The 20,326-nt window shown below is 60.7% G+C and carries 21 protein-coding genes; 13 read left to right on the top strand and 8 right to left on the bottom strand.

The window, feature by feature from the left end:
* Positions 1-137 precede the first annotated feature (137 nt).
* From yajC to IP76_RS19800, 5 genes are all read left to right on the top strand, one after another.
* Positions 138-485 carry a preprotein translocase subunit YajC gene (gene yajC, locus IP76_RS19820; RefSeq protein WP_054159965.1) on the top strand — a complete coding sequence of 116 codons (348 nt, stop codon included), beginning with the start codon at positions 138-140 and terminating at the stop codon, positions 483-485.
* A 60-nt stretch (positions 486-545) separates the two neighbouring features.
* A complete protein-coding gene (secDF, locus tag IP76_RS19815) occupies positions 546-3,095 on the top strand; it encodes a protein translocase subunit SecDF (RefSeq protein WP_054159964.1) in 2,550 nt (849 codons plus the stop codon).
* A 4-nt stretch (positions 3,096-3,099) separates the two neighbouring features.
* Positions 3,100-3,498, top strand: coding sequence for an Mth938-like domain-containing protein (locus IP76_RS19810; RefSeq protein ID WP_054159963.1), 399 nt, complete (start codon positions 3,100-3,102; stop codon positions 3,496-3,498).
* Positions 3,499-3,558: 60 nt separating this feature from the next.
* On the top strand, positions 3,559-4,386 hold the full coding sequence (locus tag IP76_RS19805) for a phytoene/squalene synthase family protein (RefSeq protein ID WP_054160026.1): 828 nt from the start codon (positions 3,559-3,561) through the stop codon (positions 4,384-4,386).
* 99 nt (positions 4,387-4,485) lie between these two features.
* Positions 4,486-4,932, top strand: coding sequence for a hypothetical protein (locus IP76_RS19800; RefSeq protein WP_054159962.1), 447 nt, complete (start codon positions 4,486-4,488; stop codon positions 4,930-4,932).
* A 47-nt stretch (positions 4,933-4,979) separates the two neighbouring features.
* Here the strand turns inward: IP76_RS19800 and trmFO are convergent, their stop codons facing one another.
* The 3 genes from trmFO to tyrS form a co-directional block, all read right to left on the bottom strand.
* Positions 4,980-6,389 carry a methylenetetrahydrofolate--tRNA-(uracil(54)-C(5))-methyltransferase (FADH(2)-oxidizing) TrmFO gene (gene trmFO / locus IP76_RS19795; protein ID WP_054159961.1) on the bottom strand — a complete coding sequence of 470 codons (1,410 nt, stop codon included), beginning with the start codon at positions 6,387-6,389 and terminating at the stop codon, positions 4,980-4,982.
* Positions 6,390-6,534: 145 nt separating this feature from the next.
* Positions 6,535-6,678 (bottom strand): DUF1127 domain-containing protein, encoded by a 144-nt coding sequence (locus IP76_RS22940; RefSeq protein WP_082352633.1) that lies wholly within the window; start codon positions 6,676-6,678, stop codon positions 6,535-6,537.
* A gap of 256 nt (positions 6,679-6,934) precedes the next feature.
* Positions 6,935-8,191 (bottom strand): tyrosine--tRNA ligase, encoded by a 1,257-nt coding sequence (tyrS, locus tag IP76_RS19790; protein ID WP_054160025.1) that lies wholly within the window; start codon positions 8,189-8,191, stop codon positions 6,935-6,937.
* 136 nt (positions 8,192-8,327) lie between these two features.
* Between tyrS and IP76_RS19785 the strand changes: the two genes are divergently transcribed.
* The gene (locus IP76_RS19785; protein ID WP_054160024.1) at positions 8,328-9,461 is read left to right on the top strand and encodes an anhydro-N-acetylmuramic acid kinase; all 1,134 of its coding nucleotides are present in this window, start codon (positions 8,328-8,330) and stop codon (positions 9,459-9,461) included.
* On the opposite strand, the gene IP76_RS19780 is transcribed toward IP76_RS19785, so the two are convergent.
* Positions 9,458-10,339, bottom strand: coding sequence for a patatin-like phospholipase family protein (locus IP76_RS19780; protein ID WP_245281518.1), 882 nt, complete (start codon positions 10,337-10,339; stop codon positions 9,458-9,460). The two genes, IP76_RS19785 and IP76_RS19780, sit on opposite strands and share 4 nt — an antisense overlap.
* A gap of 129 nt (positions 10,340-10,468) precedes the next feature.
* Entirely contained in the window at positions 10,469-11,146 is a 678-nt protein-coding gene (locus IP76_RS19775) for an alpha/beta hydrolase (protein ID WP_054159960.1), read from the bottom strand.
* A 205-nt stretch (positions 11,147-11,351) separates the two neighbouring features.
* On the opposite strand from IP76_RS19775, the gene IP76_RS19770 reads away from it, so the two are divergent.
* From IP76_RS19770 to IP76_RS19740, 7 genes are all read left to right on the top strand, one after another.
* Complete coding sequence (locus IP76_RS19770; RefSeq protein WP_054159959.1) at positions 11,352-12,518, top strand: cysteine desulfurase family protein; 1,167 nt, start codon at positions 11,352-11,354, stop codon at positions 12,516-12,518.
* A 142-nt stretch (positions 12,519-12,660) separates the two neighbouring features.
* On the top strand, positions 12,661-14,130 hold the full coding sequence (sufB, locus tag IP76_RS19765) for a Fe-S cluster assembly protein SufB (protein WP_054159958.1): 1,470 nt from the start codon (positions 12,661-12,663) through the stop codon (positions 14,128-14,130).
* 80 nt (positions 14,131-14,210) lie between these two features.
* Positions 14,211-14,552 (top strand): GIY-YIG nuclease family protein, encoded by a 342-nt coding sequence (locus tag IP76_RS19760; protein WP_054159957.1) that lies wholly within the window; start codon positions 14,211-14,213, stop codon positions 14,550-14,552.
* Between the two features lie 114 nt (positions 14,553-14,666).
* Positions 14,667-15,422 (top strand): Fe-S cluster assembly ATPase SufC, encoded by a 756-nt coding sequence (sufC, locus tag IP76_RS19755; RefSeq protein WP_054159956.1) that lies wholly within the window; start codon positions 14,667-14,669, stop codon positions 15,420-15,422.
* Positions 15,423-15,451: 29 nt separating this feature from the next.
* Positions 15,452-16,729: a Fe-S cluster assembly protein SufD gene (sufD, locus tag IP76_RS19750; RefSeq protein ID WP_054159955.1), complete on the top strand. Its 1,278-nt coding sequence runs from the start codon at positions 15,452-15,454 to the stop codon at positions 16,727-16,729.
* Complete coding sequence (locus tag IP76_RS19745) at positions 16,722-17,966, top strand: cysteine desulfurase (protein WP_054159954.1); 1,245 nt, start codon at positions 16,722-16,724, stop codon at positions 17,964-17,966. Before sufD ends, IP76_RS19745 begins: the two co-directional genes overlap by 8 nt.
* Positions 17,967-17,978: 12 nt before the next feature.
* Positions 17,979-18,353 (top strand): SUF system Fe-S cluster assembly protein, encoded by a 375-nt coding sequence (locus IP76_RS19740; protein WP_054160022.1) that lies wholly within the window; start codon positions 17,979-17,981, stop codon positions 18,351-18,353.
* 65 nt (positions 18,354-18,418) lie between these two features.
* Here the strand turns inward: IP76_RS19740 and IP76_RS19735 are convergent, their stop codons facing one another.
* From IP76_RS19735 to rutC, 3 genes are all read right to left on the bottom strand, one after another.
* On the bottom strand, positions 18,419-18,946 hold the full coding sequence (locus IP76_RS19735; RefSeq protein ID WP_054159953.1) for a flavin reductase: 528 nt from the start codon (positions 18,944-18,946) through the stop codon (positions 18,419-18,421).
* An 11-nt stretch (positions 18,947-18,957) separates the two neighbouring features.
* On the bottom strand, positions 18,958-19,743 hold the full coding sequence (rutD, locus tag IP76_RS19730; protein WP_054159952.1) for a pyrimidine utilization protein D: 786 nt from the start codon (positions 19,741-19,743) through the stop codon (positions 18,958-18,960).
* Positions 19,744-19,930: 187 nt separating this feature from the next.
* Positions 19,931-20,320 (bottom strand): pyrimidine utilization protein C, encoded by a 390-nt coding sequence (gene rutC / locus IP76_RS19725; RefSeq protein ID WP_054159951.1) that lies wholly within the window; start codon positions 20,318-20,320, stop codon positions 19,931-19,933.
* Positions 20,321-20,326 lie beyond the last annotated feature (6 nt).

Genomic DNA, 20,326 nt, shown 5'->3' with positions numbered 1-20,326 from the left:
CAGAAAGAGCAGGCGCCACGAAATTGGTACGGCCCGGCGCTGTTTTTGTTGCATTCGCATGGCTCCTCACTATATTCCGGCGACCTGAACGAGGGGGGTCCGTGGGGGTCTCCCAATTGGCTTCATAGGAGTTTTTCATGTTATTCACGCAGGCTTTTGCACAGGATGCAGCCGCTGCACCGAGCGCCATGGGTTCGGGCTTCGAAATGCTGCTTCTGTTCGCGCCGCTGATGGTGGTCTGGTACTTCTTCCTCATCCGTCCGCAGCGCGCGCAGATGAAGAAGCGTGAAGAAACCCTCTCCTCCATCCGTCGTGGCGACCAGGTGGTCATGGGCGGCGGTATCATTGCCAAGGTGACCAAGGTTATCGACGACAAGGAGCTGGAAGCCGAGATCGCCGATGGCGTGAAGGTCCGCGTCATGCGCCAGTACGTGGCGGAAGTCCGCGTCAAGGGCGAACCGGTCAAAGCCGAAAACGCTGCCTGAGTTTGAGAGGCCGGCTGAATGCCGGCCTTTTCCATATCCTCTGCATAAATCGAGATTTCCATGCTCCATTTTTCTCGCTGGAAGACACTGCTGATCTGGGGGCTTGTGGCCCTGGCCGTCGTCTTGGCGCTACCCAATGCTTTCAGCGATGAACAACTGGATGCGATGCCCTCCTGGGTGCCGCGACACAAGCTGACCCTCGGTCTCGACCTCCAGGGCGGCTCGCATATCATGCTCAAGCTGGAGCGTCAGGATATCGTCAAGGAACGGCTGGAAACGGTCGTCGGTGACGTTCGCCAGACGCTGAGGGATGCAGGGATCCGCTACACGGGCTTGTCTGGCGTCGGTCAGCAGGTTCAGGTTCGGATCACGGATACGGACAAGGTCCAGGCCGCTGCTGACGCGCTCAACACTCTAACCCAACCGGTCAGCGTTGGCGGTTTGACGGGTGGAACGGTGGTCGAGGTGACGCTGGAGCAGCCCGGCGACGGCACCATTCGCCTTGCCTTGACGGAAGAGGGGCTCGATTACCGGGTATCCTCCGCCGTGACCCAGTCGATGGAAGTCGTGCGCCGCCGTGTTGACGAGCTCGGCACGACCGAACCGCTGATCCAGCGCCAGGGCAATGACCGCATCATCGTGCAGGTGCCGGGTCTCACCGATCCGCAGCGCCTGAAGGATCTGCTCAACCAGACGGCCAAGCTCACCTTCCATATGGTCGATACGAGCATGCCGGTCAGCGAGGCGATGAACAACCGTCCGCCGCCGCAGTCGCAGGTTCTCTATTCGACAGACGATCCGGCCGTGCCCTATCTCGTCGAACGCAATGCCCTGATTTCCGGCGAAAACCTCGTCGATGCCCAGGCCGTTTTCGATCAGCGCAGCAATGAGCCTGTTGTCAGCTTCCGCTTTGACACCCGTGGTTCGCAGCGCTTTGCCCAGGCGACCCAGCAGAATGTCGGTCGGCCTTTTGCCATCGTGCTGGACGATCAGGTGATCTCGGCGCCCGTGATCCGCGAGCCGATCATCGGCGGTTCCGGTCAGATCTCGGGTAATTTCACCATCGAAGGTGCAAACGATCTCGCTGTCCTGCTGCGCGCCGGTGCATTGCCCGCGACACTGACCGTCGTCGAGGAGCGCACGGTCGGTCCGGGGCTCGGCCAGGATTCGATCAATGCCGGCGTGACCGCAAGCGTCATCGGTGCCATCGCCGTAGTCGTGTTCATGCTCGCCTTCTACGGCACGTTCGGTGTCATGGCGAATATCGCGCTCGCCGCCAATATCGTCATGATCATTGCCTGCTTGTCGCTGATCGGTTCAACGCTCACCTTGCCGGGTATTGCCGGTATCGTGCTCACTATGGGCATGGCGGTCGATTCCAACGTTCTGATCTATGAGCGTATCCGCGAGGAAGTGCGCGGCGGACGAAAGCTGGTTGAAGCGATCGATATCGGTTTCAAGAAGGCGTTTGCCACCATCTTCGATGCCAACTTGACGACATTGATTGCAGCCGTCGTCCTGTTCTTCCTCGGCTCTGGCCCCGTGCGCGGTTTTGCGGTGACGCTCTCGATCGGGATCATCACCACGCTGTTCACCGCCTATACACTGACCTTCTGGCTCATGGCTGTCTGGTATCGCTGGAAGCGTCCGAAAGGCATTCCGACCAGCGTCCGCACCGGCTTCTTCGACAATCGCAACATTCGCTTCATGGCGATGCGCAAGATAAATTTCGGCGTGGCCATCGCGATCTCAATTGCCTCTGTGATTGGTTTCGCAACGCTCGGCATGAATCTTGGTATCGATTTCAAGGGTGGTTCGATTATCGAGGTTCAGGCCCGTGACGGCACGGCCGATCTTTCGGACATTCGCGAACGCCTGAGCATGCTGAACCTCGGCGAGGTTCAGGCTCAGGGCTTCGGCGATGAATCGAGCGCGCTGATCCGCCTGCAAGCGCAGGACGGCGGCGAGAATGCCGAGCAGTCGGCGCTGAGCAAGGTGCGTGGCGAACTGGAGGCAGATTACGACTTCCGCCGCGTCGAAGTGGTCGGCCCGGCCGTATCGAGCGATCTGACCTTCACGGCAACCGTCGGTGTCGCGGTCGCATTGTTCGGTATCCTGCTCTACATCTGGTTCCGCTTCGAATGGCAGTTTGCCGTAGGTGCCATCATCGCGACCCTGCACGACGTGATATTCACGCTGGGCCTGTTCGTGTTGACCGGCATCGAGTTCAACCTGACCAGCATCGCAGCGATCCTGACGATCATTGGTTACTCGCTGAATGACACCGTCGTCGTCTATGACCGCATGCGCGAAAACCTCAGGCGCTACAAGAAGATGCCGCTCGATATCATGATTGATACCTCGATCAACCAGACGCTGTCGCGAACCGTTTTGACGGCGGGCAGTACCATTCTGGCACTCGGGGCTCTCTACATGTTCGGCGGAGAAGTGATCTCGTCCTTCACCTTCGCAATGCTCGCCGGCGTCCTGATCGGTACCTTCTCGTCGATCTACATTGCCGGTCCCGTGCTGATCGCCTTCAACCTGCGTCCCGAGACGTTCCAGCAGGATGAGGCCGAGGCGGGCAAGGGCGCAAAGGCAGGGGTCTAAGGTCATGGTGTTCGGATTCGGAGACAAGGGCGTCGTCGTGCGCGACGCCCACTTCCCGGGGCGAGCGCCGATTGATTCCTATGGCAATGGCGGGTTCCGCTTCGCCGACATGTCGCACAAGGGGTCGCTGCTCCTGCTGCCCTCCGGCATCTATGGCTGGGAGCAGGGCGAAGACGATGCCCTGACCACGGCCTCCTTCTCGCGGGTGATGGCGGAGACCGGTGTGGAATTCTTGCTTGTTGGTACCGGGCGACAGATCAAGCTCTTGTCGCCGGATGTGCGAGCTTCGTTGAAGGCTGCCAAGCTTTCCACCGACACGATGAGCACAGGTGCGGCCATTCGTACGTACAACATCATGCTGGCCGAATCGCGCCCTGTCGCAGCAGCCCTGATCGCTGTCTGACGTGGTGACGCCCAGCATCCTGAAAGGTCGAGAGTGAGCGACACCCAGCCCTCCAACGATATGCTCTGTCTGGCCGCCTTGCGCGACAACGACCGGGACCGCTACCTCGCCTCCCTGTTGACGCCGGTGGAAGCGAGGTCCGCTCTCTCGGCACTGTATACCTATAATGCCGAACTGGCCCGGGTGCGGGACGTGACGCGCGAGCCCCTGACCGGCGAAGTGCGACTGCAGTATTGGCGCGATCTGCTGGCTGGCAGCGCACATGGAGAGACGGCTGCCAATCCGATCGCGGCAGAACTGCTGAACACCGTCAGGACGCATAATCTGCCGGTGGCCGCGCTGGTCGGCATGGCCGATGCGCGCATCTTTGATCTCTACGATGATCCCATGGAAAGCACAGCGATGTTCGAGGGCTATGCCGGAGAAACGGCATCGGCGCTCATCCAGCTTTCCAGTCTTGTTCTTGATCCTGCAGCGGCTGAGGGCGCCTCTGACATTGCCGGTCATGCCGGTGTGGCGCAGTTGGTGGCGGGATCGCTGCTGATGCTGCCCATTCACAGTCGCCGTGGTCAGGTTTATCTGCCCGCCGATATCCTCGCAGCTGCCGGGCTTGATCGGGCGGGCTTTCTGGCGGGCGAGGATCAGGCGCGGATTGCCACGGCGCTCGACGCATTCATCGGCTACGGACTTGATCACCTCGAGAAGGCGCGGGCCGGCGGCACGATCCCGAAGCAGCTCCTGCCGGCTTATCTGCCGGCCGCCTTGACGGAAAACGTCCTTAAACGCGCCCGGCGGGCTGGTGCAGATGTGCTTGTTCGGGACATCCGAGCGCCTCAATGGCGCCGTCAGCTGTCTTTGCTTGCGACGTTGATTTCGGGTAGAATCTGAGCGTTCTGCCGGCTGGCCGCGTGGTCACGTTCGCGCAAGTCTCGCCTGTTAGGGCGGGTTTATACGATATCCTTGTGCGTTTGGAGACGGAGCTGCGCCATGTTCACCTGGGGAATTGTGCTGGTTCTGATCGGCTTCCTTGCCTATTTCTCCACCAAGATGGCACGCCGTGACGAGCCTGAGGGCCTTCAGGATACGGGGCTTGCGATTGTCGAGTTCGGCCGCGCCTTCCCGCAGGAGGCTATCCGCAGCCTGCATGCGACAGCGGATGGCAAAGCTGTCTTTGTCCGTCTGCATGACAGCAAGGCCGGCTTCATGCGCAATATGCGCAGCCACTATGCCTGCCACCTGATCAAGCCGGGAATGGTACGCGTCCGCAACCTGCCTGCCGGCAACGGGTTTGCCGTCGAATTCCTCGATGCACCTTTTCACAATGGCGAATTCACTTTCGCCAATCCGGCAGAGGCCGCCGAAGTATCGCTCTGGCTGCTCGGGAATTATGTCGGCCATGCCGATCGACCGGATATGCCCGGCATGCCGGCCTGACTCAGGGATAGACCACTCACCTTACGGGATGTGGCCTGGCTGCGACCTCAGGCGAGGCCGAGCCAGTCCTTGCAATGTGCCAGTGCGCGCGCCGACACCAATTGCCGCTTCATGATCGTCTTGTCCTTGCCGCGAAAGCGCTTGACGCCTTCGGGCTTGACGATCGAGCCGGGGTCAAGCTCCGGAAACAATCCGAAATTGATGTTCATCGGTTGGAAGGAGCGCTTGCCGGGTTCCTCGTCGGAGACGATGTGGCCGCCGGTGATATGGTTGAGCAGTGAGCCAAGCGCGGTCGTTGCCGGCGGAAGGCTTGGTGTCTCGCCCTTGCGCTCTGCTGCTGCGAAACGACCGGCTAGCAGTCCGATCGAAGCGCTCTCGACATAGCCCTCGCAGCCTGTGATCTGGCCAGCGAAGCGCAAGCCCGGCCGTGCCTTGAGCTGCAGACTGTGGTCGAGAAGGGTCGGGGAATGGATGTAGGTGTTCCGATGCAATCCGCCCAACCGGGCGAACTCGGCGTTCTGCAGGCCGGGGATCATCCGGAAGATCTCGGCCTGGGCGCCGTAGCGAAGCTTGGTCTGGAAGCCGACCATGTTGTACAGCGTGCCGAGCGCATTGTCCTGGCGCAGCTGGACCACGGCATACGGCTTGACGGTCGGGTTATGGGCGTTGGTGAGGCCCATGGGCTTCATCGGCCCGTGCCGCAGTGTCTCGCGACCGCGTTCCGCCATGACCTCGATCGGCAAGCAGCCGTCGAAATAGGGTGTGCCTTCCCATTCCTTGAAGCCGACGGCGTCGCCGGCGATGAGGGCGTCGATGAAGGCGTTATACTGGGTCTCGTCGAGCGGGCAGTTGATGTAGTCCTTGCCTGTGCCGCCGGGCCCCACCTTGTCGTAGCGCGACTGGAACCAGCAGATGTCCATGTCGATGGATTCTGTGTGGACGATTGGAGCAATGGCATCGAAGAAGGCGAGCGCATCCTTGCCCGTTCTTTCGCGGATCGCTTCTGCGAGGGCCGGCGACGTCAGCGGGCCGGTTGCGATGATTGCGAGATCCCAGTCCTCTGGCGGAAGCCCGGTGACCTCTTCGCGCACCACTGAGATCAGCGGGTGCTGGTGAAGTGCTGCGGTCACCGCGTCTGAAAAACCGTCGCGGTCGACGGCAAGGGCCCCACCGGCTGGCACCTGGTGCTTGTCGGCACAGGCCATGATCAGCGAATTGGCAAGCCGCATCTCGGCATGGATGACGCCGACGGCATTGGCTGTCGCATCGTCCGAGCGGAAGGAGTTCGAGCAGACCAGTTCGGCAAGTCCGTCGGTCTTGTGCGCATCGGTGCCGCGGACACCGCGCATCTCGTGCAGAATGACCGGAACGCCGGCTTCGGCGACCTGCCAGGCAGCCTCTGAACCGGCCAGGCCGCCGCCGATGATATGAATGGGGGAGAAGGTGCTGTTCGTCATGGGCGGCTCCTTATCACGGCTCGGCGCCGAAGGTCCACCGGCTGTCTGGCTGTCACGTGGCCGCAGGGCACACAATTCGAAAGGCCAGAATCAAAAACGGCACCATGCGGCGCCGTTTCAAACACTCTGCCGCATCAGTTCCGTATTAACGGAAAGAACGCGAAGCAATGTTGCGGATTTCGTAGCGGGTGATGCCGATGTCGTTCAGGGTCTGTGCGGACAGGTTGCCCAGTTCGCTCATCGTACGGCGGTAGCTCATCCAGTTCTTGGCAATGCGGATCGGGTTCATGGTCGTTTCCTCGGTGATGTTCTGGCTGATCTTGCGGTGTTTCCCGCATCAGCGATTGACCTTCTTATACGCCCGTAAAACAAGATTGTGCAGTGCAATTAATATGCGACTGCTATGCATTTGTGCATGACATGCTGTGTTTTGCGGCATGTTCCTTGGTGTGGCAAAAAAGAAGGCACGGCCGAGAGCGTGCGTCCCGCATGAAAAAGCCCGCAATTGCGGGCTTATTTGGTATTCAATCTTGAGCCTTGAGACGTCAGGCTGGCTTGACCAGGATGTGCTTCTTTTTGCCGAGAGAAAGCTTGATCACCCCATCGCCGGTGACCTCTGCACTGCCGACGGACATGCGTTCGTCAGAGACGCCCACGTCGTTGATCTTGACGGCGCCGCCCTGGACGTGACGACGCGCTTCGCCGTTGGAGGCGGCGAGACCGGCCTTCACGATCAGAGCGAGAAGGCCGATCCCGGCATCGAGCTCGGCCGAGGGGATCTCGATCGTTGGCAGTGTGTCGGCAAGTGCGCCTTCCTCAAAGGTTTTGCGGGCCGTTTCGGCGGCCTGCTCGGCACCCTCGCGGCCGTGGAGCAGCGTGGTCACTTCGGTCGCAAGGATCTTCTTCGCCTCATTGATCTCGGAACCGCCGAGCGCTGCGAGCCGCTCGATCTCGTCCATCGGCAGAAGCGTGAAGAGTTTCAGGAAGCGGACCACGTCGGCATCCTCGGTGTTGCGCCAGTACTGCCAGAAGTCATAGACCGGCAGCAGATCGGCATTGAGCCAGACGGCGCCCGAGGCCGACTTGCCCATCTTGGCTCCGGAAGAGGTGGTGAGCAGCGGGGCCGTCAGTGCGTAAAGCTGCGGCGTGCCCATGCGGTGCCCGAGGTCGATGCCGTTGATGATGTTGCCCCACTGGTCGGAACCGCCCATCTGCAGCCGGCAATCGTAGCGCTGGTTGAGCTCGACGAAGTCGTAAGCCTGGAGGATCATGTAGTTGAATTCCAGGAAGGACAGCGACTGCTCGCGATCAAGGCGCGTCTTGACGCTGTCGAAGGACAGCATGCGGTTGACCGAGAAATGCCGGCCGACATCGCGCAGGAATTCGAGATAGTTCAGCGGGCGAAGCCATTCGGCATTGTTGATCATCAGGGCGCCGCCCTTCGGCCCCTTGTCGTAGTCGAGGTAGTTGGCGAAGCAGCGCTTGATCGAGGCAATATTGTCCTCGATCATATCGATCGTCATGAGCTTGCGCGCTTCCTCCTTGAACGAAGGGTCGCCGACCATGCCCGTGCCGCCGCCCATCAGCGAGATCGGCTGGTGCCCAGTGGTCTGGAACCAGCGCAGCATCATGATCTGCATCAGGTGGCCGACATGCAGGCTCGATGCCGTCGGGTCATAGCCGATATAGGCCGTCACGCTTTCCTTGGCGAGCAGGTCGTCGAGCCCCGTTTCATCGGACATCTGATGAATGAAGCCGCGCTCAGAAAGGATGCGGAGGAAATCGGACTTGAACTTCGTCATGACGCTTGCGCTTTCGGTTTCTTGGTCTTTGGTGCCTATCTGGGAAATCCGCGCGGGCTTTAGCATTGTTTTTTGAAATGTGCACCCGTCTCGGTCATGAATGTCCCTGATCAGCAGCAGTCGAATCGGGGGATACATGGCGGATATCAGAACGGCGATCGGGTTGATGAGCGGCACCTCGATGGATGGCATCGACGTGGCGCTTCTGCGCACCGATGGAGAGGCTGTCGTGGAGCGGGGAGCCTTCCTGTCGGTTCCCTACGAGCCGGCCTTCCGCGATCAACTCAAGCAGGCTCTTGAAGACGCCAAGGCAATCAGACAGCGTGACGAGCGACCGGGCGGTCTCTCACGTATGGAAACGGACCTCACTCAACGTCATGTCGAGGCGGCCCTGATGTTTCTCGAGCGGGAAGGCCTGACCAGTCGCGACGTCGATCTCATCGGTTTCCATGGCCAGACTGTGTTGCACCGACCGGATGAGGCTTTGACCGTGCAGATCGGTGACGGCCCGCTGCTGGCCCGCAAAACCGGTATCGACGTGGTCTACGACATGCGCGCCAATGACATGCTGCATGGCGGGCAGGGTGCGCCGCTGGTGCCGGTCTATCACCACGCACTTGCGCATCAGATCCCGGCAGAGAATTGGCCGGTCTGTTTCGTCAATATCGGCGGAATCTCGAACCTCACTTTCCTCGATCGAGACGGCACGATCATCGGCTTCGACAGCGGTCCGGGCAACACGCTGATTGATCAATGGGTCGAGGCCAATGCCGGCATTCCCTATGACGACGGCGGCCGCATCGCTTCGGAAGGGGCGGTCAGCATGGGGCTCGCCGAGCGCTATCTCGCCAGCCCTTTCTTCACGGCAAAGGCCCGCCGGTCGCTTGATCGCAACGATTTCCAGCCGCCGCAAAGTCATGAGGCCGAATTGTCTGATGGCGCCCGGACGCTGGCTTATGTGTCAGCGGCCGCAATCCTGAAATCCGCGGGCCATCTGCCGTCGGCGCCGAAGACCTATGTGATCTGCGGTGGTGGTCGATTAAACCGGATGATCATGGCAGATCTCGCCCACCTTGCGGCGGAAACGAAAGCGACGGTGCTGTCTGCGGAGGCGGCGGGATTTGACGGTGACGCGATGGAGGCAGAGGCCTGGGCCTATCTGGCTGTTCGCGCCTCGAAAGGCTTGCCGCTGACATTTCCCGGCATCACCGGTGTCAAGGCGCCGATGGCCGGTGGGATCCTGGCAAAGAGCCGAGACAACAGCGATTAGCGCGCGTTTTCTCCGTTCGGCGTGCTGGCTCTTGCAAAAGCCAGCCCGTCGCGTAAGCCCACTTCATAGGCGTGACGGATGCCGGCGGCATCGCCGACGGCAAACTTGTTGACCGGAATATCCTCACTTGGCCCGACAACCACCCGGTTCGGGGCGGACGCAGGCAGGCGGCCGAAGCGCGTCGACAAAAGGAGCGTCCGCCATCCCTTGTTTTCCACCTCGCTGAGCTTGATCAGCGGCGGATTGTCAACAAGGCCGCCATCAAGATAAGCGCGGGCGCGAACGCGGCCCACCGGCATGAAAGGCGGCACCGAGGCTGTCGCCATGAGTGCGTCCACGAGTTCGCCTGGATGGTCCATATTGTGTGTCGACATCCAGACTGGTTTCAGCCCCATGCGCCGACCAGCCCGGGAATGCGCCCCGTCCGTCAATAGTTTTTCGATCTGGTAGGCTGCGATCGACCCGGCTGCGCCCATGGTTCCGGGCATCCATCCCGGAAGCTCCGATAACTGGATCAGCATCGGAGGGGCGCTTTTGAGCGCCGCGAGTTCAGCCTCGCCGAATTCGCTGGTGAGCAGGTCTCGGAATAATGCGCCGACGACAAGTGGTGACTGGCGTTTCTTCAGCGCCCGCCAATCAATTCCGGGATATCGTTTTTCTGCAAAGGCAAAGGCTGATGCGCGGACCCGGTCACCGACACCGGCCAGAAACATGGCGCCATGATAGGCCCCGGCGGACACCGCGACATAGAAGCGCGGCGCAAGCGGGTGGTGTTCGCTGTAGGATTTCAGGAAGCCGCTTTGCCAGTAACACCGGTTTCCGCCACCGGCGAGGCCGACGGCGTCGAAGGATAATAGGTTCATTTCAACTTTGGTCATGAAAATTGCGTGTCCTGTCCTTGCGCAAGATCCCCGACGCAGCGGCAGGTTGTCAATGCAAGGCCTTGCACGAATAAGAAATGGCGCGGACATGTCCGCGCCATTTCGAGAGACGAAGATGTGATGCGTTCAGCGGATCCGCTTGGCAGCCGGTTCCGGAACCAGATCGCCCTCAAGGCGACGGTCGAGATAGTCTTCGCATTCGGACATCAGCGTTTCCACCTGGCCGTTGAAGAAGTGGTTGGCACCTGGGATCGTCTTGTGGGTGATCAGGATGCCCTTCTGCGCCTTCAGCTTGTCTACGAGGCCGATCACGTCCTTCTCCGGCGCGACCTTGTCGCCGTCACCATGGATGATCAGGCCCGAAGACGGGCAGGGGGCGAGGAAGGAGAAATCGTAGATGTTCGGCTGCGGCGCAATCGACATGAAGCCTTCGATTTCCGGGCGGCGCATCAGAAGCTGCATGCCGATCCAGGCGCCGAAGGAATAGCCGGCGACCCAGCAGCTCTTCGAATCCGGATGCAGGCTCTGGACCCAGTCGAGCGCGGAGGCTGCATCCGACAATTCGCCCGCGCCATGGTCGAACTCGCCCTGGCTGCGACCGATTGAGCGGAAGTTGAAACGCAGCGTCGTGAAGCCACGCTTCTGGAACATGTAGAACAGCTGGTAGACGATCTGGTTGTTCATCGTGCCGCCGAACTGGGGGTGCGGGTGCAGGATGATGGCGATCGGCGCGCTTTTTTCCTTGGAGGGCTGATAACGGCCTTCGAGGCGGCCCGCTGGGCCGTTGAAAATCACTTCGGGCATTAGGTTCCGGTCCCTGACAATTTTTGCGGTTCGTCAACATCAAATTAGAAAGCTGACTTGACGACGCCAGTCAGCTTTTCTAGAACAAAGTTTAGAACCGTTCGAAACTGGATGGCGTTCCATCCGGGGTGAAGGTGTCATAGGACATGCCCGGCCGAAATTTCAAGGAAAATACGCCGGTAATATCAGGGGGCCTGAGGGCAGCATGGCTGCAGAGCGCATCTATCTCGACTGGAACGCGACCGCACCGCTTTTGCCGTGCGCCCGCGATGCCATGCTCGAGGCGCTGGCCATGCCCGGCAATCCATCCTCTGTGCATGCGGAAGGGCGCGCCGCGCGCGCGATTGTTGAGAAGGCGCGGCGCAGCGTTGCTGCACTCGTTGGTGCAGAGCCGGCCCATGTGACCTTTACCGCAAGCGCCACCGAAGCGGCGAACCATGTCCTGTCGCCCGTTTACAAGATGGGAAAGGCGTCGATCTCGATCGGCGCACTCTACGTCTCTGCCATCGAGCATCCGGCGGTGCGCGCTGGCGGACGTTTCGCGGCCGACAGTGTGACATCTCTGCCAGTGACGCGGTCTGGCGTTATCGATCTTGAAGCGCTCTCCGATGCGCTTGCTCGGCACGATGTGGCAAAAGGCCTTCCGCTCGTCGCGATCATGCTGGTGAACAATGAAACGGGTATCGTCCAGCCAATCCGGGAAGCCTCCGCCATCGTAAAGAAGTTTGGTGGCTTGCTGGTTGTGGATGCCGTGCAAGCTGTTGCGCGACTGCCTGTCTCGATCGCCGAACTCGGCGCAGACTTCCTGATCCTGTCGGCGCACAAGCTGGGCGGTCCGAAGGGTGTTGGTGCGCTCGTCTCGCGGGGCGAAACGCTGATGCCGGAGCCACTGGTGCGGGGCGGTGGCCAGGAAAAGGGGCACCGGGCCGGAACCGAAAACCTGGGCGCCATCGTAGGGTTTGGTGCGGCGGCAGCCCACATGGCCGATGGACTTTCCGCGCGCAGCGCCTCAATGGCCGAGTTGCGGGATGGAGCAGAGGCCGCCATGCTCGCCGTAGCGCCGGACACAGTCATCTATGGCCGCGATGTCGAGCGTGTCGGCAACACATGCTTTTTTCATCTGCCGGGCCTCAAGGCCGAGACCGGGCAGATCGCATTCGACCTTGAGGGCATTGCGCTTTCGGCCGGTTCCGCCTGCTCTTCGGGCAAGGTCGGCGCGAGCCATGTGCTGACGGCCATGGGCGAGGATGCTGCAACCGGTGCCTTGCGCCTGTCGCTTGGCCCGCAGACCACTGAGGCGGAAATGGAGCGCTTTGTCGCGACATTCGCCAAGATCGCGGCGAGACGGCGGATGGCAGGCCAAGCCGCCTGACGCGACGGAATTCTGGGTGAGCCGTCCTTTTTCCCTTGCCAAAAGGGGTGAAAAGATGGCTCGGGAACCTTAAGTAGGGCGGGTCACCCGCCCAACGTTAACAAGCTGCCGGAATTTGGCCCGGCAAGATTGGAGAACGACCATGGCTGCTGTGCAGGAAACGATCGATCAGGTCCGCCAGATTGACGTCGACCAGTACAAGTACGGTTTTGAAACCATGATTGAAGTCGACAAGGCCCCGAAGGGCCTGTCGGAAGACATCGTCCGCTTCATTTCGGCAAAAAAGAACGAGCCGGAATGGATGCTGGAATGGCGCCTCGACGCCTACAAGCGCTGGCTGACGATGGAAGAGCCCACCTGGGCCCGTGTCGACTACCCGAAGATCGACTTTAACGACATATACTACTATGCCGCGCCGAAGAGCACGGCGGGTCCGACCTCGATCGACGACGTCGATCCGGAACTGCTGAAGGTCTATGAAAAGCTCGGTATCCCTCTGCGCGAGCAGGAAATCCTCGCCGGCGTCCAGACCTCGAAGATCGCCGTGGATGCCGTCTTCGATTCCGTTTCGGTTGTCACGACCTTCAAGGAAGAACTGAAAAAGGCCGGCGTGATCTTCATGTCGATCTCGGAAGCGGTGCGCGAGCATCCCGATCTGGTGAAGAAGTATCTCGGCTCGGTCGTTCCGGTCACCGACAACTACTATGCGACGCTGAACTGCGCGGTCTTCACCGACGGTTCCTTCGTCTACATTCCAAAGGGCGTTCGCTGCCCGATGGAACTCAGCACCTATTTCCGCATCAACGAGAAGAACACCGGCCAGTTCGAGCGCACGCTGATCATCGCAGAAGAAGGCGCCTACGTCTCCTATCTCGAAGGCTGCACGGCACCCCAGCGCGACGAAAACCAGCTGCATGCAGCCGTCGTCGAACTCGTGGCGCTCGATGATGCCGAGATCAAGTATTCGACGGTCCAGAACTGGTATCCCGGCGACAAGGACGGCAAGGGCGGCATCTACAACTTCGTCACCAAGCGTGGCGATTGCCGTGGTGCGCGCTCGAAGATCTCCTGGACCCAGGTCGAGACCGGCTCGGCCATCACCTGGAAATATCCGTCCTGCATCCTGCGCGGCGACGACAGCCAGGGCGAGTTCTACTCGATCGCCGTCTCCAACGGCCATCAGCAGGTCGACAGCGGCACCAAGATGATCCATCTCGGCAAGAACACCAAGAGCCGGATCATCTCCAAGGGTATCTCGGCCGGCGTGTCGCAGAACACCTATCGAGGCCAGGTCTCGATGCACCGCAAGGCGGAAAACGCCCGCAACTTCACCAATTGCGATTCGCTCCTGATCGGTGACACCTGCGGCGCGCACACCGTTCCTTACATCGAGGTGAAGAACTCGACGGCCAAGGTGGAGCACGAGGCAACGACCTCGAAGATCTCCGAGGACCAGAAGTTCTACGCCATGCAGCGCGGCATCCCGGAAGAAGAGGCGATCGCGCTCATCGTCAACGGCTTCGTCCGCGACGTCATCCAGCAGCTGCCGATGGAATTTGCGGTTGAAGCGCAGAAGCTGATCAACATCTCGCTGGAGGGTTCGGTCGGCTGATGGAACGGTGCGATCAGCCACGTGCGGTCGTCATCCTCGGGCTTGTCCCGAGGATCTGCTGCCGGCAAGGCTGATGCGCGATGTCCGGCTTCGTTTACATGATGTCGGACAAGCCACGTGGTGTGATTTACACCGGTGTGACCAGCGACCTGCAGGGGCGCATCTGGGAACACCGGAATGAAGTGAGGGAAGGTTTTACGTCCAGATACAATGCGAAGCTTTTGGTGTGGTTCGAGCAGCATCCGAACATCGTCCTCGCGATCCGACGAGAGAAGTCTCTGAAGCGCTATCTGCGGGACTGGAAGATCAAGCTGATCGAAGGGCTAAACCCGACATGGCTCGATCTCTACGACCGGATTTACGAGATCCAGAACGTCTATTCACCGCATCCGAGTTCTTCGCAATGGTCGGACTATAACTGAAACGGCAGTAGATCCTCGGGACAAGCCCGAGGATGACGGAATTGAACAGGCGCCGAAGGCGCAACAGGAAACGACAGGCGGCCCTTGAACCGCCCGATGGACAGGAAGACAGTCATGCTTGAAATCAGAAACCTCCATGCCCGCATCGCCGAAGACGGCACCGAAATCATCCGTGGCCTGAACCTGACCGTAAAGGCCGGCGAAGTCGCCGCCATCATGGGCCCGAACGGTTCGGGTAAGTCGACACTGTCCTACATCCTGTCGGGCCGGGAAGACTATGAAGTCACCGAAGGCGACATCCTTTACAACGGCGAGAGCATTCTCGAACTCGACCCGGCCGAGCGCGCCGCCAAGGGCATCTTCCTCGCCTTCCAGTATCCGGTCGAAATCCCGGGTGTGGCCACCATGCAGTTCCTCAAAGTGGCGATGAACTCGCAGCGGAAGGCGCGCGGCGAAGCCGAATTGACGACACCGGACTTCATCCGCCGCGTCAAGGAAGCCTCGGCTGAATTGAAGATCAACCCTGACATGCTGAAGCGTCCGCTGAACGTCGGCTTCTCCGGCGGTGAAAAGAAGCGCGCCGAAATCCTGCAGATGGCGCTGCTCGAGCCGAAGCTGTGCATCCTCGATGAGACCGATTCCGGCCTCGACATCGACGCGCTGAAGATCGTCGCCGACGGCGTGAACGCCCTGAAGCGCCCGGATCGCGCAACCGTGGTAATCACCCACTACCAGCGCCTGCTCGACTACATCGTGCCGGACAGCGTCCATGTTCTTTACAAGGGCCAGATCATCAAGTCGGGCGACAAGGATCTTGCGCTTGAACTTGAAGCCAACGGCTATGCCGACATCACCGGTCAGGCAGCCTAAGGGCTCTCAAGTTTGAAGGAGTTGCAACGATGACTTTGCAAGCGGCCAACCGGCTCACCACAGCCGAGACCCAGCTCATCGACGCCTATACCCACCAGATCGGCAGCCTGCCCGGCGACGGCGCCGTTCTGCAAAAGCGTGACGGCCTGTTCGATGCCCTGAAGCGTCAGGGCCTGCCGACGCGCCGCGTCGAGACCTTCCACTATACGGACCTCAAAGCGCTGTTGCGCACGCTTCCCGTCGATGAACCGCAGGCAATCGCCAAGGCGGCCAATCCGCTGGTCGCAGGCGCGACCGTGCTGAACGTCCTGCAGGGCGTGGGGCAGATGCCGGCCGCCTTGCCGGAGGGCTTGAGCGTTTCTGTCTATCGTGACGCCCTGTCGAGCGGAACGGCCGCCGAGGGGCTCACGGCGTTTAACGGCGACGATACGATCGGTCGCATCAATGGCGCCTTTGTGCGCGACGGTTACACGCTTGAAGTGGCCGATGATGCTGAGATCGAAGCGCCGATCGAGTTGCAGTCGGTGCATGCTGCCGGCCAGCTACACATGCGCTTCCCGGCAAACTTCGGCAAGTCCTCGAAGGCAACCGTGGTCGAGCGCCACATCGGCCAGAGCGGTTCTGCGGCCCTTGCCTCCGTCGTCGCCGATCTGAAGCTCGGCGAAGGTGCGGAGATCACCTGGATCATTCTTCAGGGCGAAGGCGATGCGGATACCCATTTGGGTCAAATCCGTGTTGAACTCGGCACGGATGCCAAGTTCCGTCTGTTCATCATCAATGCCGGTGGCAAGTTGGTGCGTCAGGAAGTGCATGTGAAGACGGTTGGCGAAGGCTCCGATTTCATGCTGCGTGGCGTCAACCTGCTCGGCGGTGACACGCATACAGACGTCACCATGACGCTCGGCCATGATGTGCCGAATACCACCTCGACGGAAGTGATCCGCAACGTAGTCTTCGATCGTGCACGCGGCGTCTTCCAGGGCATGATCCGGGTCGCCCCGGATGCGCAGAAGACCGACGCCCGCATGGCCTGCAACACGCTGCTGATGTCGGATGATTGCGAATTCTCGGTCAAGCCCGAGCTCGAAATCTTCGCCGACGACGTGCAGTGCGCCCATGGTGCCACCGTTGCCGACATCGAGAAGAGCCATCTCTATTACCTGATGTCGCGCGGCATTCCGGAAAAGCAGGCCCGCGCCCTGCTGATCAACGGCTTCGTTGCCGAAATCGTCGAGGAGCTCGAAAACGAGCCGCTCGTCGAAGCCCTGGAAGAAATCATCACCGACTGGCTGGAGCATCATGGCTGACACGATCGCGGCTCGGACAGGATATGACGTCGAGGCCGTGCGCCAGGATTTCCCGATCCTGTCGCGCGAGGTCTACGGCAAGAAGCTGGTCTATCTCGACAATGCCGCCTCGGCCCAGAAGCCGCGGCTGGTAATCGACGCTATCAGCCACGCATACTCTAACGAATATGCGAATGTGCATCGGGGCCTGCATTTCCTGTCAAACGCCGCGACGGATGCCTATGAGGCGGCACGCGAAAAGGTGCGCCGCTTCCTGAATGCCCCCTCGATCGATGAGGTGATCTTCACCAAGTCCTCGACCGAGGCGATCAATACGGTCGCCTATGGCTGGGGCATGAAGCATATCGGCGAGGGCGACGAGATCGTGCTCTCGATCATGGAACACCACTCCAACATCGTGCCCTGGCATTTCCTCCGGGAACGCAAGGGCGCCAAGCTCGTCTGGGCACCCGTGACCGATGACGGTGCCTTCGACATGGAGGCCTTCGAAGCCTCACTGACCGAGCGCACCAAGCTGATCGCGATCACCCATATGTCGAACGCGCTTGGTACCGTCGTGCCGATCAAGGAGGTCTGCCGTATCGCGCATGATCGTGGCATCGCCGTTATGGTCGATGGCTCTCAAGGGGCAGTCCACATGCCCGTCGATGTCCAGGATCTTGGCTGCGACTGGTATGCCGTGACCGGCCACAAGCTCTACGGTCCCTCGGGCATCGGCGTGCTCTGGGGCAAGATGGACCGGCTTCGCGACATGGACCCCTTCATGGGCGGCGGCGAGATGATCATTGAGGTCGCCGAAGATAGCGTCACCTATAACGAGCCGCCCCATCGCTTCGAGGCCGGCACGCCGCCGATCGTCCAGGCGATCGGGCTCGGCTATGCGCTCGACTATATGGAAACGCTAGGCCGCCAGAACATCGCCGCCCATGAGGAAAGCCTACGCGCCTATGCGCATGAGCGCCTCTCGGCGATCAATTCGCTGAGGATCATTGGCAATGCACCCGGCAAAGGAGCGATCTTCTCCTTCGAACTCGCCGGCATTCATGCGCATGATGTCTCGACCATGATCGACCGTCGCGGCGTGGCCGTTCGCGCCGGAACCCATTGCGCCCAGCCGCTTCTGGCACGTTTCGGCGTGACCTCCACTTGCCGGGCGTCCTTCGGTCTCTATAACACAAGGGAAGAAGTCGACGCGCTGGCGGACGCGCTGGATTACGCCCGCAGCTTCTTCGCCTGAGGAATGAATATCATGAGCGATACCGAAACCAAGCCAGACGTCCGCGAAGGCATCATCAACACGGCGATCCCGCCGGAAGAGGTGGCGCGCCTGTCGGATGACATCGTTGCGGCGCTGAAGACCGTCTATGATCCGGAAATCCCCGCCGATATCTTCGAACTCGGCCTGATCTACAAGATCGACATCGAGGACGACCGCACGGTGAAGATCGTCATGACCCTGACCGCTCCGGGTTGCCCGGTCGCCGGCGAAATGCCGGGTTGGGTCGAAAATGCCGTCGGTTCGGTCGAAGGCGTGTCGGGCGTCGAAGTCGAAATGAGCTTCGATCCGCCATGGACGCCGGACCGCATGTCCGAAGAGGCGCAGGTCGCCGTCGGCTGGTATTGAGACAATTAGGCGATCAACGAAACGGCCCGCTTTGAGCGGGCCGTTTTGCGTTTAGGTACAGCTATTTAGACTGTGCGATAGGCCCGGTCGAAATAGACGAGCGCCTGGCCGTCCTCACGGGTGGTGACGTCGAGAACCTCGCAGAACAAAACGTCATGCGTGCTGCCGTCATGCACTTCCGTGATCCGGCATTCGAAGGAGACGAGGGCATCTGTAAGGCGCGGCGTGCCGGTCTCTGTGGTCTCCCAGGTGGCAGCGGCGAAGCGCTCGTCGACGGGCGTCTTGCCGCCAAAAAGCCGGCTGACGGATTCGTGTTCTGCCGAGAGAACGTTGACCGCGACAAACCCGTTGGCGCTGACGGCGGGATAGGCTGAACTACCCTTGTTGAGGCAGACGAGAAGCGTTGGCGGATTGTCCGAAACGCTGGTGACGGCCGTTGCTGCAAAGCCGGCGCGACCGCCGGGGCCATCCGTCGTCACGATGGTCACGGCTGCGGCGAGGCGGGCCATGCCGTTCCGATAGGTGGCACTTTTCTCCGGCGAGACGCCTTCCGACACGGAGGCAACGGGGGTGATGGTCTTGGTGGCCAACATGGGCGTTTCCTTCAGGTGTGTTCGAGGGTCGACAGGAAGTCGATTACCGCACGGTTGAATTGTTGGGGGTAGGTGACGTTCACGGCGTGTCCACCGGCGACGGTCAGCACGAGATTTGCGTTCGGCAGCCCTTCTGCGAGGCGCAGCGACCGCGAATAGGGGACGAGCAGGTCGTCGCGGGTGGCAATGACCAGCGTCGGTGCCTGGATTTCGCCGAGACGGCCGTCGACATCAAAGGCGCGCAGTGCCGCAATCCGGCGCAGTATATTGTCGCGCCCCTGGAAATGGGCGAGCGCATGCGCCTCTTCCGTCGCCATCTTTTCCGGGTTTTCCGCCATGTAGATGGCCGGATAGAGGAAGAGCGGCTGTGCCTTGACGAAAGCCTCGACACCGGCGTTTTCGAGCAGCGCAATGCGCACGTCGAAGCAACGTCCGGAATGCGGATCTGCCTTGCTCCAGGCATTGATCAGCACGAGACTTTCGATCAGTTCCGGACGGCGCAGCGCCAGATCCAGCCCGATCAGACCGCCCAGCGCATGGCCCATGAAGTGGAATTTCTTGAGCTCAAGCGTCTCGACGATCTCGAGCACGTCGTCCGCCATGGCTGCAATGCCACCGACTTCAGGAACTGAGCCACCCGTCTTTCCGCAGCCACGATGGTCGTATGTGATCACGCGGAACCGTTCGGACAGGGCAGGGATTTGCGGTGCCCAATAGCCACCAGAGCCGCCGAGGCCAGACGAGAGCAGGATGGTCGGCGCATCGGGAGAGGTGAGGCCGTGGATGTCGTAATGCATGGAATGCTCTTGTTTCAGAATGAAGAACCCCGCCCCAAACCCCTCCCCACAAGGGGGAGGGGCTTAATCCGCGGCACCGTAACAGCCACACAATATGCACCTGCAGGGAGGTTGACCGTTGCATCACTGAGGCTGACTTAGCCCCTCCCCCTTGTGGGGAGGGGTTGGGGAGGGGAAGCGGTTGAACTCACTTCTTCCCGATATGCGCGACCGTCGCGATCTCGACGAGCGCATCCGGCTTCACCAGGCCGCACTGCACGCAGTAGCGGGCCGGTTCGTTGCTGGGGAAGTATTCGGCATAGACCTTGTTCACCGCCTGGTAGTTGGCCCAGTCAGTGACGAAGATATGGTTCATCGTGACGTCCTGCATGGTTCCGCCGGCGGTTTCGATGACGGACTTGATCGTCTCCAGCACATGCCGGGTTTGGGCCTCCGCATCGCCGACATGCACGACATTGTTGTTCTTGTCGAAGGGAAGCGTTCCCGAGACATAGAGGATGCCATCGGCAAGCGTGCCGGGTGAATAGGGGGCAAGCGGCTTGGATGTGCCTTCGGGAACGACGATGGTCTTGGGCATTCTCAC

The organism is Rhizobium sp. AAP43 (assembly GCF_001296045.1).
Lineage (GTDB): Bacteria > Pseudomonadota > Alphaproteobacteria > Rhizobiales > Rhizobiaceae > Allorhizobium.
The sequence above is the reverse complement of the archived record's forward strand: the minus strand, read 5'-3'. Positions and strand labels throughout refer to the sequence as shown.

Bases quoted from the DNA above. Each gene is read 5' to 3' on its own strand.
- yajC (WP_054159965.1), top strand. From the start codon at position 138: ATGTTATTCACGCAGGCTTTTGCACAGGATGCAGCCGCTGCACCGAGC.
- secDF (WP_054159964.1), top strand. From the start codon at position 546: ATGCTCCATTTTTCTCGCTGGAAGACACTGCTGATCTGGGGGCTTGTG.
- IP76_RS19810 (WP_054159963.1), top strand. From the start codon at position 3,100: ATGGTGTTCGGATTCGGAGACAAGGGCGTCGTCGTGCGCGACGCCCAC.
- IP76_RS19805 (WP_054160026.1), top strand. From the start codon at position 3,559: ATGCTCTGTCTGGCCGCCTTGCGCGACAACGACCGGGACCGCTACCTC.
- IP76_RS19800 (WP_054159962.1), top strand. From the start codon at position 4,486: ATGTTCACCTGGGGAATTGTGCTGGTTCTGATCGGCTTCCTTGCCTAT.
- trmFO (WP_054159961.1), bottom strand. From the start codon at position 6,389: ATGACGAACAGCACCTTCTCCCCCATTCATATCATCGGCGGCGGCCTG.
- IP76_RS22940 (WP_082352633.1), bottom strand. From the start codon at position 6,678: ATGAACCCGATCCGCATTGCCAAGAACTGGATGAGCTACCGCCGTACG.
- tyrS (WP_054160025.1), bottom strand. From the start codon at position 8,191: ATGACGAAGTTCAAGTCCGATTTCCTCCGCATCCTTTCTGAGCGCGGC.
- IP76_RS19785 (WP_054160024.1), top strand. From the start codon at position 8,328: ATGGCGGATATCAGAACGGCGATCGGGTTGATGAGCGGCACCTCGATG.
- IP76_RS19780 (WP_245281518.1), bottom strand. From the start codon at position 10,339: ATGACCAAAGTTGAAATGAACCTATTATCCTTCGACGCCGTCGGCCTC.
- IP76_RS19775 (WP_054159960.1), bottom strand. From the start codon at position 11,146: ATGCCCGAAGTGATTTTCAACGGCCCAGCGGGCCGCCTCGAAGGCCGT.
- IP76_RS19770 (WP_054159959.1), top strand. From the start codon at position 11,352: ATGGCTGCAGAGCGCATCTATCTCGACTGGAACGCGACCGCACCGCTT.
- sufB (WP_054159958.1), top strand. From the start codon at position 12,661: ATGGCTGCTGTGCAGGAAACGATCGATCAGGTCCGCCAGATTGACGTC.
- IP76_RS19760 (WP_054159957.1), top strand. From the start codon at position 14,211: ATGTCCGGCTTCGTTTACATGATGTCGGACAAGCCACGTGGTGTGATT.
- sufC (WP_054159956.1), top strand. From the start codon at position 14,667: ATGCTTGAAATCAGAAACCTCCATGCCCGCATCGCCGAAGACGGCACC.
- sufD (WP_054159955.1), top strand. From the start codon at position 15,452: ATGACTTTGCAAGCGGCCAACCGGCTCACCACAGCCGAGACCCAGCTC.
- IP76_RS19745 (WP_054159954.1), top strand. From the start codon at position 16,722: ATGGCTGACACGATCGCGGCTCGGACAGGATATGACGTCGAGGCCGTG.
- IP76_RS19740 (WP_054160022.1), top strand. From the start codon at position 17,979: ATGAGCGATACCGAAACCAAGCCAGACGTCCGCGAAGGCATCATCAAC.
- IP76_RS19735 (WP_054159953.1), bottom strand. From the start codon at position 18,946: ATGTTGGCCACCAAGACCATCACCCCCGTTGCCTCCGTGTCGGAAGGC.
- rutD (WP_054159952.1), bottom strand. From the start codon at position 19,743: ATGCATTACGACATCCACGGCCTCACCTCTCCCGATGCGCCGACCATC.
- rutC (WP_054159951.1), bottom strand. From the start codon at position 20,320: ATGCCCAAGACCATCGTCGTTCCCGAAGGCACATCCAAGCCGCTTGCC.